Raw genomic sequence first — 13284 nt, 5'->3', positions numbered from 1 at the left:
CGGGAGTAGGTATGCCCCGAATCATTCAAACCCATTGCTGCATTGTCGGTGGCGGGCCGGCGGGCATGATGCTGGGTTATCTGTTGGGCCGCGCCGGCATCGAGACGGTCGTGCTGGAGAAACACGCCGATTTCTTTCGAGATTTTCGCGGCGACACGGTTCACCCCTCGACCTTGCAGGTGATGGACGAACTGGGGCTGATCGACGGCTTCCTGAAGGTCCCGCATCAGCAGTTGCAGAAGATGGACGGCCAATTCGGCGACGACTCGATCCGCATCGCCGACCTCAGCCGTGTGGACGTCAAATACCCGTTCATTGCCATGATGCCGCAATGGGATTTTCTCAATTTCCTGCGCGAAAGCGGCAAACGGTTTGCCTGCCTTAACGTCATGATGAACGCCACGGCCACCGACCTCATCCGGTCGGGTGACGCGGTGGTCGGCGTCACCGCCGACACGCCGGAGGGACCGGTCGAAATCCGCGCTGGTCTGACGATCGGATGCGACGGGCGGCATTCGATCGTGCGCGAACGCGCAGGCCTTGAGGTGAAAGAAATCGGCGCGCCCATGGACGTGCTGTGGTTTCGCGCCGGCAGGCGGGCCGACGAAACCGAGAACCTGTTCGCACGTGTTCAAACCGGCAAGATGCTTGTCACTTTCGACCGCGGCGACTACTGGCAATGCGCCTACGTCATCGCCAAAGACCAGTTTGACGCCGTGAAGGGGAGGGGGCTGGACGCCTTTCACAACGATGTCATCGGCATGGCGCCTGTCCTGAGCGCGGGCATGGCGGATGTAAAGAGTTGGGACGACGTCAAATTGCTGACGGTCGCGATCAACCGGCTGAAACGGTGGACGCTGCCGGGACTGCTTTGCATCGGCGACGCAGCGCATGCGATGTCGCCGGTCGGCGGCGTCGGCGTCAATCTCGCGATTCAGGATGCGGTCGCGACCGCGAATTTGCTCGCGGCGAAATTAGCCGCGGTCAAGCAGAGCAGGGGCTGTCCTTCCGAAGACGAACTCGATGCGGTGCGGCGCCGGCGCGCGTTTCCGGTGCGGATGACGCAGACCATGCAAGTCGTTGTTCAGAACAAGATCATCAGCGTTGCGCTCAAGCTTGGCAACCAACCGCTTCGCGCCCCGCTGTTTGCGCGGCTAGTCAACGCAATACCCTGGCTACAGGGCATCACCGCACGGTTTGTTGTGATCGGCGTTCGTCCCGAGCATGTGCATTCGCCGGCGCAGTGAAGTGCCGAAATTCTATTTTGACGCGTTTTCTAGCGCAGATAAGTCCACGCAATCTGCGTAAACTTGATTGCTATGCGAACCGGTTCCCACCCTCGGATCAAGTCCGAGGGCATGCTTCGCTTGAAAACGCTTTACCCCATCACCGAAAAGCCGCCGTCGACCGGGATCGCCGTGCCGGTCACGAAGTCCGATGCAGGAGAGGCGAGAAATGCCGCGATGCCGGCGAAGTCGCCGGACGTGCCCCAGCGGGCCGCGGGCGTTCGTGCCAATACCTTGTCATGAAGGCCCGTGATCTGTTCGCGCGCGCGCCGGGTCAGGTCGGTGTCGATCCATCCGGGCAGGATAGCGTTGACCTGAATGTTATCCGCCGCCCAGGCGACCGCGCAGGAGCGGGTGAATTGCACGATGCCGCCTTTGCTTGCGGCATAGGCCGGCGCAAAGCTGGCGCCGAAGATCGACATCATCGAACCGATATTGATGATCTTGCCGCCGCCGACAGCTTTCATCGCCGGATGGGCCGCGCGTGAGCACAGGAACGCGCTAGTCAGGTTGGTGGAGATCACGCTGTCCCATTCGGCGATATCGAGCGCCTCGGGCGGCTTGCGGATGTTGATCCCGGCGTTATTGACGAGAATATCGACCCGTCCCAGTTCACGCCGAACGCGCTCGACCATGGCGGCGACCGCGGCCTCATTGGTGACGTCGGTTGCGACCGCGATGGCCTTGTGGCCGTCTTTCACAAGGTCGGCGACAGCCGCGGCCGATTTCGTTTCGTTTCGGCCGACAATGGCAATGGCAGCGCCATTGGCCGCGAGCCCGAGGGCCATGCCAAGGCCGATGCCGCCATTGCCGCCGGTCACGATCGCAACCTTGCCGCTGAGGTCGAACAGTCCTGTTTTCATCGAGAGGATCCTCTTGTCATGCCCGCGCAAAAGCGCGAAGCGCGTCTTCGCGCTAGACGTTGCATCCACGTCTTTCTTGCTACTCGTGCTTAAAGACATGGATGGCTGGGCATAGGCAAGCGGAAGCGACGTCGTCCTTCGGACAGCTATGCCCGGCCATGACGAAATAACGTCGTATTGCTCTACCGCTTGCTCTGCCAGATCAGCACCAGACCGAGGCCGGCCAGCGCCGCGCCGTAGCCGGCCCATTCGATTTGCCGGATCATGAAGCTTGAGGCGGGCCAGGTGATCATGCCCGTGCCCTGACCGATCCATAGCAGGCCGATCGCCAGCGCGAGCAAGCCAAGGACGAGCAGCAAGTTGCGCATGGGGGTTTCCTCTGGTGACGCCGTTTTCGGCCTGACGGTATTTAAAGGCGGCCGGGCGGCTTCGTCACGAGGACTTTCGCATGAGACACAAAAAAGCCCCGGGCGATGCCGGGGCTTTTGAATTTTAATCTCAGCTCAGATCAGTACTTGGCGACCACCGGGCCACCCCAGTTGAAGCGGTAGACCAGCGAAGTCGAGATGGTCTGCACGAGCGGGTGGAAGGTGGTGGAGTTGCCGGTCGGGACTCCGGTCGTGATAAAGCTTTCCGCCAGCGTGGCGCGGTTGAAGTAGGCCGCACGATATTCGGTCTTCATGAACCAGCCCGGCGCCGTGATGCCGAAGATGTTCAGGTTGTTCTCGACGCCGCCACCGACGAACCAGCCGTTACGGTTGAAGGAAGGCGTGCTGACAGTAGCCGCGGTGCCGGTCACGAGACCGAGTTGGCTGCCGGACCAGAACGACTCGGTGAAGCCGGCGTTGACGTACGAATAAACGTTCGGAGCCACGAGGTAGCCCAAACGCACACCGGCGGCCCAGGTATCGCGAAGCTTTTCGGTACCGGTCAGGGCGTTGAAGGAGTCGGTGATATTGCCACGGAGACTGCCGAACTGGCCGTCAGCGAAGATACCGGCAACCCACGAATGGTTGAACTGCCAATCATAGCCGGCACCAACCGTGCCGAACCAACCGTCGCCACCCGACCTCGAATTGATGGTGGTCGCGTTTCCAGCCGCATTCACGCTGTTCTGGTCAGCATCCCAGACGCCGCCGCCGGCGCCGCCGAAAATGTAGAAACCGGTCCAGTTGTAAACCGGCTCAACCGCCACCGGAGCCTTAGTGTAGGTGCGAGCGGGAAGGTCGGCCGCAAGAGCCGATCCAGTGAACGCCGCAACCGCGGTCAAGGCCAACACCAACTTTTTCATAATTGTAGTCCCCAGCTTTGGCGCCGAACCGCTGATCGCGGCAGGCGATTTCGAATCTCTGAACACAGTTATAGCTAGTTTCGTCCAAAAAGCTGTGGCCGGGGAGGCACACAGGACTGCAAAACGCGGGTATCCGCAGAATTCGAGAAGTCAAAAATCCTTTAAAATCAGCGGATAAGGGCAAAATCTTACCTTCCTCGCGACCGCAGCAACGCAGAAGCCTGAATTCCAGCGAAGAAGCCCGAATTCTCTTGAAACCTACACGTCCAGAAGGTCTTCGCTCGCGAATTCCGCCTTGTCGGAAATAAAGGCGAAGCGCGCTTCGGCCTTGGTACCCATCAACCGCTCGACCGAATCGGCAGTGCCTTCGCGGTCGTCGGCCAGAAGCACCACCCGCAGCAGCATGCGTTTGGAGGGGTCCATGGCGGTTTCCTTGAGCTGGGCGGGCATCATCTCGCCAAGGCCCTTGAAGCGGCTGACATCGACCTTAGCGTTGGCGTTGAACTCGCTTTTGATCAGGGCATCCCGGTGCGCCTCGTCGCGGGCATAAAGCGTCTTGCTGCCATGGGTGAGGCGATAAAGCGGCGGGACCGCGAGATAGAGATGGCCCTCGTCGATCAGCCGCGGCATCTGCCGGTAAAAAAAAGTGATCAGGAGCGAGGCGATATGGGCGCCGTCGACGTCGGCGTCGGTCATGATGATGATGCGCGAATAACGCAAATCCTCTTCGCGATAGTGTGCGCCGGTGCCGCAACCGATCGCCTGGATCAGGTCGCCGAGCTGCGCATTGGCGACGAGCTTGTCCTTGGTGGCGGAAGCGACGTTGAGGATCTTGCCGCGCAACGGAAGGATCGCCTGAGTCTTGCGGTCACGCGCCTGTTTGGCGCTGCCGCCGGCCGAGTCGCCTTCGACGATGAAGAGTTCGGAGCCTTCCGCAGCGGTGTCGGTGCAATCGGCGAGTTTGCCGGGCAGGCGCAGCTTCTTTACCGCGCTCTTGCGCGAAATCTCCTTTTCGGCGCGGCGGCGCAGCCGCTCCTCGGCGCGCTCGGCGACGAAATCAAGAAGCTTGTTGGCTTGCAGTGGATTGCCGGAGAGCCAGTGGTCGAACGGGTCCTTGATCGCCTGTTCGACGATGCGTTGCGCTTCCGCCGTGGCGAGGCGATCCTTGGTCTGGCCCTGAAATTCCGGTTCGCGAACGAACACAGATAGCATCACGGCCGCGCCGACCATCACGTCTTCCGAAGTAATGGAGCCAGCGCGCTTGCCCTGGCCCACACGTTCGGCGTGATCCTTCAGGCCACGCAAAAGCGCGCTGCGCATGCCAGATTCATGCGTGCCGCCATCCTGGGTCGGCACCGTGTTGCAGTAGGAAGACAAGAAGCCGTCCGCATCGGCGGTCCAGGCCACCGCCCATTCGCAGGCGCCATGCGCGCCGACGCGGCCCGATTTGCCGGAGAAAATATCCGGATGCACCAGCGTGTCGGCGTGGATGGCGGCGGCGAGATAATCCTTCAGGCCGCCGGGAAAATGAAAACTGTCCTCGGCCGGGACATCCTCGATGCCTTTCAGCAAAGCGGGATCGCAGCGCCAGCGAATTTTAACACCGCCGAACAGGTACGCTTTCGAGCGCGCCATTTTGAACAGGCGCTGGGGTTTGAATACGGCCTTGGCGCCGAAGATCTCGCTGTCGGGCTTGAAGCGCACTCGGGTGCCGCGGCGGTTGCTGACCTTGCCGAGATCTTCGAGCTTGCCCTTGGGGTGGCCGCGTTCGAACACCATGCGGTAAAGCTTCTGTTCGCGCGCGACCTCGACTTCCAGCCGCGACGACAGCGCGTTGACCACAGAGACGCCGACGCCGTGCAGACCGCCCGAGGTCTCATATGCTTTGGAATCGAATTTGCCGCCGGCATGCAGCGTGCACATGACGACTTCGAGCGCGGATTTTTTTGGAAATTTTTGATGCGGATCGACCGGGATGCCGCGGCCGTTGTCGGTGACGGTCAGAAATCCTTCCGTGTCGAGTTCGACCTCGATGAAGGTGGCGTGGCCCGCAAGCGCCTCGTCCATCGAGTTGTCGATGACCTCGGCAAACAGATGATGGAGCGCTTTCTCGTCGGTCCCGCCGATATACATGCCGGGTCGCCGCCGCACCGGCTCGAGCCCTTCGAGGACTTCGATGTCGCGTGCGGTGTAGCCGGCCTCGGCGCTGCTGGGGCGTGAAGCGGCTTTGGCCGCCGACTTGGCTTTCGGCGCGTTGGCCTCAAACAGATCGTCGGAAGGTTTTGTTTTAGCGTTTGATTTCAATGATTTGGGCATCGTTTTACAGGTGATGGCGGAGAGCCGCGCGGGGCGAATCGGTTGTCCTGACTATGCCACGGTTGGACGTGAAAAGTGACGGCCGTAAGGGGAGGCGCCGGTACTTACGAGTTATCTGGTGCTGAGTTATGTAGTGCGCGAAGTGCAGAAATCGATCAGCGCAGACGGCCGAGCGGGGGAGCTTTCCTGGAGCACCATTGTGACTTGATGTTGACGGTCGGCCGGCTTACAGGCATTGCCGGGAAAGGCCTCTTGGAATGGAAGAATATACGCGCGCGCTTGCCGATTTCGTGCGCGACCATCAGGTCTGGGCCTCGCCGATCGTGTTGTTGCTCGCGTTCGGGGAATCGCTCGCCTTCATTTCGCTGTTGATCCCGGCCTGGGGTGCGTTGGTGGCGATCGGCGCTTTGATCGGCGTCAGTGGCATGAGCTTCTGGCCGCTGTGGATCGCGGGCGGAATTGGCGCAGCCCTCGGCGACTGGGTCTCCTATTGGTTCGGCTTCAAATACAAGGAACGTGTCGCGCAGATGTGGCCGCTGTCGCGATATCCGGAAATCTTGCCGCGCGGCGAGGCCTTCGTGAAATCCTGGGGCGTGCCGAGCATTTTCATCGGGCGTTTTTTCGGTCCGCTGCGGGCCTCGGTGCCGCTGGCGGCCGGGATTTTTGAAATGCCTTATTGGCAATTCCAGATCGCCAATTTCGTGTCCGCATTGGTCTGGTCGGCGGCGTTATTGTTGTTCGGCGACGTGATTGCGGAGATCGTCGACTGGCTTTGGCGGGCAGTTTGAGGCGGCCGTGTTTAGCGCCTATTCACGAAAAAACGCCTAAAACCTTGACGCCGGACCGCGACGGTTTTATAGCCCGCGCCATGATCGACGCCGCGATCCCTTTGTTCGCCTATCGCCGCCGCATTTCAGCGGTTTGGGCGGTTGTTCGCGTTTAGATCATCGCCTTTGCCGCCGGATCCGATCCGCGGCATCTCTCCTGTCAGCGCATCCCATCCCGGCGGCTTCCCAGAGATAAGCCAAGCAGGAGTTTGAGATGTATACGCCTCCGTTTTTCAAGCAGGACCAAGCCGCAAGCCTCGCCTTCGCGGAAGAGCGCGGATTTGGCACCATCTGCGCCTGGAACGGCACGCGGCCGATCGCCTCTTCCTTGCCATTCTACCTGAGCGGTGCCGATGACGGCGCGGTCGAGGTGCTGTTTCACGTCGCCCGCCAAAATCCGCTGGCAAAACTCGCGGACGGCGCCACTTCGTGGCTCCTCGCGGTCAACGGTCCCGATGCCTATGTGTCGGCGGACTGGTACGTCTCGCCGGACCAGGTGCCGACCTGGCTCTATCAGTCAGTCCATCTGACCGGGACCGTACGGGTTTTGTCGGACGACGAACTGGCGGTTCAGATCGATACGCTGAGTGAGAAATTCGAGCATTGGCTGTTGCCGAAAAAGCCATGGACGTCGGCTAAAATGACGTCCGCGCGGCTGGAGACGATGAAAAAGGCGATTGTCGGGCTCGTCATGAAGGTGGAAGAAATTGAGGGTAGCTTCAAGCTGAACCAGCACAAATCTGACGCCGATTATGCCGCGGTAGCAGATGCGCTGCAGGAGCGAACGGAGACGAGTTCGCAACAGATTGCCGGTTTGATGAGACAAGCGCGGCCGCAGGTCTTCGCGAACAAGCTCGAAGGGAACACGCCATGAGCCTTTCAGATACCAGAGAGAACCAGGTTTCCGGGGCTTCGACCAAGCCCGCGGTGTTCGTCGACGGCGCATCCGGAACCACCGGCCTTGGCATCAACGAGCGGCTGCGGTTGCAGAACGATGTCGTGGTCAGGACGATCGCGGAAGACAAGCGCAAGGATGCCGGTGCCAAGCGCGCGCTGATGAAGGAGGTGAACCTCGTCATCCTGTGCCTGCCGGATCAAGCGGCGAAGGAGACCGTAGCGCTGATCGACGGCATGGGTGCGGCTGCGCCCAAAATTCTCGACGCTTCGACGGCGTTTCGTGTCGCGCCCGACTGGGCCTATGGCTTTCCGGAACTTGCAGCCGATCAGGCAGACAAGATTCGAAAGGCGAAAAAGGTCGCCAATCCCGGTTGCTATCCGACTGGCGCGATCGCGCTGTTGCGGCCGCTGGTCGATACCAGCCTGTTGCCCGCGGATTATCCCGTCACCGTGAATGCCGTGAGCGGTTATTCCGGCGGCGGCAAGTCGATGATCGCAAGTTTTGAGGATGGCAGCGCGCCGTCCTTCGAACTCTACGGGCTCGGCTTCGAGCACAAGCACCTGCCGGAGATGCAGCTTTATTCGAGGCTGACGCATCGGCCGATCTTTGTGCCGTCGGTCGGCAACTTCCGGCAGGGCATGCTGGTCTCGGTGCCGTTACAACTCGATACGCTTCCAGGCAAGCCTGATGGGGCCGATCTGCATGCGGCCTTGAGCCAACGCTATGCCGGCAGCCGCTACGTTTCGGTGCTGCCGCTTGCAAGCGAGGCGGCCAAAAGCGGCAAGCTTGAGCCCGAAGCCCTCAACGACACCAACCAGCTCGAGCTCTATGTCTTTGCCAGCGACAAGCACTGTCAGGCGGTTCTGGTTGCGCGCCTCGACAACCTCGGCAAGGGTGCCTCAGGAGCCGCCGTACAGAACATGCGGCTGATGCTGGGCCTTTCAGAGGCCTGAGGGAAGGCGGCAGGCGCCGCAAGCCAAACCAGCAAAATCTGAAGTCGACCAAATGGCGGTCGCGCGCTTCATCGCGCGTGAGCGATGCCACTTCACGGCACTCGCGCGAAGCCTGATTGCAGGCATTCAGGATCGAAAATCAAGACGTTCAAAAAGAAGCGAGTCATGAGCGTGAAGAAGAAAGTCGCAGTCCTGGGCGCGTCCGGCTACACCGGTTCCGACGCTATCCGTTTGCTCGCCCGGCATCCGAATGTCGTAATCTCCGCGTTGACCGCCAACGCCCATGCCGGCAAGGCAATGGGCGAGGTATTTCCGCATTTCTTCGCACTCGATCTGCCTGTTTTGACCGAATGGGAAGCGGTCGATTGGGCGAAGCAGGATGCGGTGGTCTGCGGCTTGCCGCACGGCGCCACGCAGGAGATCGTTGCTGCGGTGCTGAGCGCCAACCCCGCTATCAAGGTCCTTGATATGTCCGCGGATTTCCGGCTGCGCGACAAGGCTGCTTACGCCCACTGGTATGGCCACGAACATCGCGCACTGTATCTGCAGGGCGAGGCGGTCTACGGGCTAACGGAGCTCTACCGGCCGAAGATCGCCCCCGCGCGGCTGATTGCCTGCCCTGGCTGTTATCCAACGGCGGCGCTGCTCGCCCTCGTGCCGCTTGTGAAAGCCGGCCTCGTTGACGCCCATGACCTGGTCATTGATGCTAAGTCGGGCATGACCGGCGCAGGCCGTGGGTTGAAGCTGAATACGCTGTTCTCGGAGGCCGGTGAGGGCTTGTCGCCGTATTCGATCGGCACGCACAGGCACTCATCCGAAATCGAGCAGGAAATCGGTGTCGCGACCGGGACGACCGTAACGGTCAATTTCACTCCGCATCTGGTACCGATGGCACGCGGCGAGCTCTGCACCTGCTATGTCAGGCTAAACGGCGCCACAGTGGACGATCTGCGCGCAGCGTTGGAGCGGGCCTATGGGCACGAACCGTTCGTGCATCTTGCGAAAAAGGACGAGATACCGCAGACGCGGAATGTGCGCGGCTCGAACCATGTGCAGATCGGCGTGTTTGCCGATCGTATCAACGGCCGCGCCATCGTCATTGCAACGCTGGACAATCTGGTGAAGGGTTCGGCAGGGCAGGCGATCCAGAACATGAACCTGATGTTCGGTTGGCCCGAGGCAACGGGCCTTGAGCAGATCGCACTGTTTCCATGACGAGAGGCAGCCGTGGACGATGAGACGCTGCAATTTTACCGGAGCAACGCCAGAGCCTATGCCGATTGGGCGAAAGCGCCATCGACACGGCTGATTGGTTTTCTTGGGTTATTGCCGCCTGGCGGCTCGATCCTTGAGTTCGGCTGTGGCGCCGGCAACCACGCCGCTGAAATATTGGCGCGCGGTTTTGACCTGCGTGCCACCGATGGCTCGCCCGAAATGGCCGCGATTGCCTCGAGTCGGCTCAATAACCCCGTGGAGGTCATGCGGTTCGACGAGCTGGAAGAATGCGAAGCATTCGACGGCGTCTGGGCCAGCGCCTGTCTGTTGCACGTGCCGAAACCGGAGCTCGCCGGAATCCTTACGCGCATTCACCGCGCGCTGAAAGCGGACGGCGTGTTCTATGCGAGCTTCAAGAGCGGCGAGGACGACGGCCGGGACTCGCTTGGCCGCTACTACAATTATGTTTCAGCGGACTGGCTTCACGCGACTTATGCGGCGGCCGGGCCATGGCAGTCGCTCAGTTCCGATACCAGCGTCATCAAAAGTTTTGACGAGACGCCAGCGACCATGCTGCATCTCGTCATGCGCAAAGGGTGAGGCGGTAACGTCCCGGTGCCGCCACTGGCAGGCGATCAGACGATCTTGAAAATCGCGAGCGCGAGCACGACTTGCGCGGCGAAGCCGACCAAATCCGCTCCACCAGGCTGACGCGGGCCGTCCCATTGGCCGATCACACCCGGACCTGAGACAGAACCTGTTCTGGAAATAAATCCTCAGGCGCCAGGCGACGGTGACAGACGCCTTGATCATAGGCATATTGCAGGAAGGCTTCGAGCGTCGTGCGGTTGGCGTCGACGCCGTACGGCCAATGGTCCTGGCCGAATAGCTTCTGCGCCTGCCTGGTATGCTCGAAGCACCATGGAATGGGAAAGCGAGGCGCCGTCACCTCGAGGGCGCGCGCGACACTGCGCCGCTTCGCCTCCTCAAAGGCCTTGAAGAGATTCATGGCGATCCAGGGATGCGCCTCGACCGCCTCGCGCTTCAGCGCGATGACGTGCATGATCGGAAAGATACCGGTCGCGCGGTAGTAATCAGCCTCGACCGTCATGTAATCCTCGAACAGCCGTGCGATGTTCGGGTGAGCGTTCTCGAAACAGTCGGGCGGATGCGCCGACAGTACCGCATCGACCTCACCCTCGACTAACATCCGGCTCAAGCTCTTGGTCGGCGCTGGTGTCAGGCGAATGCCGGGCGGCAGATTGAGCGCCACCTTTTCGCTGCGGCCCGGCTCGTTGACGCCCGCCTGAATCCACTCGATGCTGGCAAGATCGATGCCGTATTGATGCGCGAGAAGCCCGCGCGAATAAACCGCCGCTGTCTGCGCCCATTCGGGCAGGCCGATCCGCTTGCCAGCGAGATCTTGTGGCGTGCGGACGGCGCCATCGCGGCGAACATAGATCGAAGAATGTCGGAAGATGCGCGAGGGAAAGACCGGAATAGCGGTCAATGCACGGTCGCCTTGGGAAATGAGCGACGCGTATTTCGCAAAGGATACTTCGGATGCGTCCCATTCGCGGTATTTCAGGAAGCGGAAGAAGATTTCCTCGATCGGCAGGCTAAGGCATGTGAGGTGGATGCCTTCGGGTACGACGCGCCCCGAAACCAGGTCCTCTACGTGGTCATAACGGCTGATCGCCAGTGTGAGCGGGACTTCGTTCATGGGCGAGGGCCTCCTGAAGCCTGATAAAGCGGCGAGGGCATCGCGGTTGATTGAGCCGCCGTTCCCACCGCGCGGTTTCGGAGGATCGCAAGTCGCCCCAGGAAGAACAGGGCGCTTGCCGAGATCAGAATCGGCATCGAGGCGGCCGCAAAAAGCATGCCGAGCGGCAGACCGAAGGCGAGTAATTTGCCTCCGATCACCGGCCCGAGGATCGATCCGACACGGCCGACGCCGAAGGCCCAGCCGGTGCCGGTCGAGCGCATATAGGTGGGATAGAGCGTGCCCGCCAACGCGTTGATGCCAACCTGGCCGCCGATGACGCAGAGACCAATAACAATCACCAGCGCCATGAGCGGCCCTTCGCTCGTTCCGACATGGCCGAGCGCCGCAACGCAGGGCACAGCAACGAGGAAGGCGGCGACGATACCGAGCGTGCCGATGCGGTCGAGGAGCCGGCCGACGACCAGGCTTCCGACAGCGCCGCCGCCCTGCAACAGCGCCGTCGCAATCACCGCATGAGCGAGCGGCACGCCGCTTTCGGCGACAACCGTCGGCAGCCAGCTCGTCAGAAAGTGCAGTGAGATCATGTTGGCGGCATAGGCGAGCCACAAAAGCACGGTCATCGATGCCCGGCCATCCGCGAACAGGTGTGCTACCGGAAAGCCTTCCTTGTTCTCCTCTTCGATCGCGAGGAAGGCGTTGTCTGGAATGGCGAGGTCGGGGCGGACACGGCGCAACAGACCGAGCACGAGGTCGGTGCGGCCGCGCTTCACCATCAGGAAGCGAACCGATTCCGGCAGAACGAAGATGGAAACGAGACCAATCGCGATGGGTAGGACGCCGCCCACAATGAAAACGCTGGGCCAGCCCCAGGCTGGAATGAGTTGCGCAGCGATGACGCCGCCAAGCGCGGAACCGATCGTATAGCCGATAAACATGACGCCGACGCGGGTCGCGCGATCACGCGCCGGGGCATATTCCGCCACCAGCGCGATGGCATTGGGGATCGAACCACCGAGCCCGATGCCGGCGATGGTCCGCAGCACCAGCAATGATGTGAGCCCGTCGGCCCAGGCGCTCGCGAGGGTGAAGAAACCGAACAACAGGGAGCCTGAGACGATCATGTGCTTGCGGCCGAAGCGGTCTCCAAAGTTGCCAAGGAGCGTGGCCCCTAGCATGAAACCGCCGAGCCCCGCGCCAAACACCGCGCCGAATGCCGCCTTGTCCGAATGCCAGGCTTTGATGATGGCAGGCGCGGCGTAACCCACGACTTGCATGTCGTAGCCTTCGATGAGCATGAAGGTGCAGATCCAGAACATCAAGCCAGCCTGGAAACTGCCGAACCTCTGGCCCTCGATCAGGTCTCCGACATCGATGGATGCGGCCTTCGTCATGCTTCGCTCGCGTTGGGATTACGATGGCGGTGCGGGCGGATCAGCCGGACAGCGCCAACAATGGCAGCTAACATGCCGCCCTGTTGTTTCATCGCGTCTCAAGTGGCGTCTCAGACGATCTTGAAGATCGCAAGCGCCAGAATGGCTTGCGCGATGAAGCCGACGGTAAACGCCAGCGTGCGGAACACCGGCAGCCCAAGCGTATAGACGATGAGATGCGCCACGCGCGCCCAGAAATACACCGCGCAGGCGTAAGCCGTCCATTTCGTCGAATAGTCGAGCTCAGCGAGGATCAGGACCAGCGGCGCGAAGACAACGAGGTTCTCGACCGCATTGTCGTGCGCGAACATCAAGCGGTTCGCCCATTCCGAATGCGGCTTGTCGCCGCGCGACGGGTTGGCCATCGAACCGAACAGGCCGCGCACCGTGATACGATTAAGGATGTAGGGAATCCACAACAACCCGGTCAAAATGACCGTCAAGGTCAGCCAGAACAGCTCAGGCGTCATCAGTCCAGG

Annotated in this window: 13 protein-coding genes; 6 read left to right on the top strand and 7 right to left on the bottom strand. The window is 61.2% G+C overall.

Features of this window, described 5'->3' with window-relative positions:
* Positions 1–11: 11 nt before the first annotated feature.
* A complete protein-coding gene (locus ABSE61_RS18540) occupies positions 12–1247 on the top strand; it encodes an FAD-dependent oxidoreductase (RefSeq protein ID WP_423872583.1) in 1236 nt (411 codons plus the stop codon).
* Positions 1248–1378: 131 nt separating this feature from the next.
* On the opposite strand, the gene ABSE61_RS18535 is transcribed toward ABSE61_RS18540, so the two are convergent.
* The 4 genes from ABSE61_RS18535 to parE all read right to left on the bottom strand — a co-directional run bounded on the left by ABSE61_RS18535 (position 1379) and on the right by parE (position 5756).
* On the bottom strand, positions 1379–2149 hold the full coding sequence (locus tag ABSE61_RS18535; RefSeq protein ID WP_423872582.1) for an SDR family NAD(P)-dependent oxidoreductase: 771 nt from the start codon (positions 2147–2149) through the stop codon (positions 1379–1381).
* Between the two features lie 182 nt (positions 2150–2331).
* Positions 2332–2517, bottom strand: a complete 186-nt coding sequence (locus ABSE61_RS18530) for a hypothetical protein (RefSeq protein WP_423872581.1) — start codon at positions 2515–2517, stop codon at positions 2332–2334.
* A gap of 140 nt (positions 2518–2657) precedes the next feature.
* A complete protein-coding gene (locus ABSE61_RS18525) occupies positions 2658–3440 on the bottom strand; it encodes an outer membrane protein (RefSeq protein ID WP_423872580.1) in 783 nt (260 codons plus the stop codon).
* Between the two features lie 258 nt (positions 3441–3698).
* Positions 3699–5756 carry a DNA topoisomerase IV subunit B gene (parE, locus tag ABSE61_RS18520; RefSeq protein ID WP_423872579.1) on the bottom strand — a complete coding sequence of 686 codons (2058 nt, stop codon included), beginning with the start codon at positions 5754–5756 and terminating at the stop codon, positions 3699–3701.
* Between the two features lie 257 nt (positions 5757–6013).
* Here parE and ABSE61_RS18515 point away from each other — a divergent pair, with 257 nt between their 5' ends.
* The 5 genes from ABSE61_RS18515 (at position 6014) to ABSE61_RS18495 (ending at position 10249) form a co-directional block, all read left to right on the top strand.
* The gene (locus tag ABSE61_RS18515) at positions 6014–6544 is read left to right on the top strand and encodes a DedA family protein (RefSeq protein ID WP_423872578.1); all 531 of its coding nucleotides are present in this window, start codon (positions 6014–6016) and stop codon (positions 6542–6544) included.
* 253 nt (positions 6545–6797) lie between these two features.
* Positions 6798–7457, top strand: a complete 660-nt coding sequence (locus tag ABSE61_RS18510) for an FMN-binding negative transcriptional regulator (RefSeq protein ID WP_423872577.1) — start codon at positions 6798–6800, stop codon at positions 7455–7457.
* Complete coding sequence (argC, locus tag ABSE61_RS18505; protein WP_423872576.1) at positions 7454–8434, top strand: N-acetyl-gamma-glutamyl-phosphate reductase; 981 nt, start codon at positions 7454–7456, stop codon at positions 8432–8434. The genes ABSE61_RS18510 and argC (ABSE61_RS18505) overlap by 4 nt, the downstream gene beginning before the upstream one ends.
* Before the next feature lie 165 nt (positions 8435–8599).
* Positions 8600–9649, top strand: a complete 1050-nt coding sequence (argC, locus tag ABSE61_RS18500) for an N-acetyl-gamma-glutamyl-phosphate reductase (RefSeq protein ID WP_423872575.1) — start codon at positions 8600–8602, stop codon at positions 9647–9649.
* A gap of 12 nt (positions 9650–9661) precedes the next feature.
* Positions 9662–10249: a class I SAM-dependent methyltransferase gene (locus ABSE61_RS18495; protein WP_423872574.1), complete on the top strand. Its 588-nt coding sequence runs from the start codon at positions 9662–9664 to the stop codon at positions 10247–10249.
* Positions 10250–10382: 133 nt separating this feature from the next.
* Here ABSE61_RS18495 and ABSE61_RS18490 read toward each other — a convergent pair whose 3' ends face one another.
* From ABSE61_RS18490 to ABSE61_RS18480, 3 genes are all read right to left on the bottom strand, one after another.
* Positions 10383–11372: a substrate-binding domain-containing protein gene (locus tag ABSE61_RS18490; protein ID WP_423872573.1), complete on the bottom strand. Its 990-nt coding sequence runs from the start codon at positions 11370–11372 to the stop codon at positions 10383–10385.
* Positions 11369–12766, bottom strand: coding sequence for an MFS transporter (locus tag ABSE61_RS18485; RefSeq protein WP_423872572.1), 1398 nt, complete (start codon positions 12764–12766; stop codon positions 11369–11371). Before ABSE61_RS18485 ends, ABSE61_RS18490 begins: the two co-directional genes overlap by 4 nt.
* A gap of 110 nt (positions 12767–12876) precedes the next feature.
* Entirely contained in the window at positions 12877–13275 is a 399-nt protein-coding gene (locus ABSE61_RS18480) for an MAPEG family protein (RefSeq protein WP_423872646.1), read from the bottom strand.
* Positions 13276–13284: the final 9 nt, after the last annotated feature.

The sequence above is a fragment of the Bradyrhizobium sp. genome (genome assembly GCF_049519115.1).
Taxonomy (GTDB): Bacteria; Pseudomonadota; Alphaproteobacteria; order Rhizobiales; family Xanthobacteraceae; genus Bradyrhizobium.
Note: the sequence above shows the minus strand (reverse complement) of the source record. Positions and strands in the feature narration are given on the sequence as shown.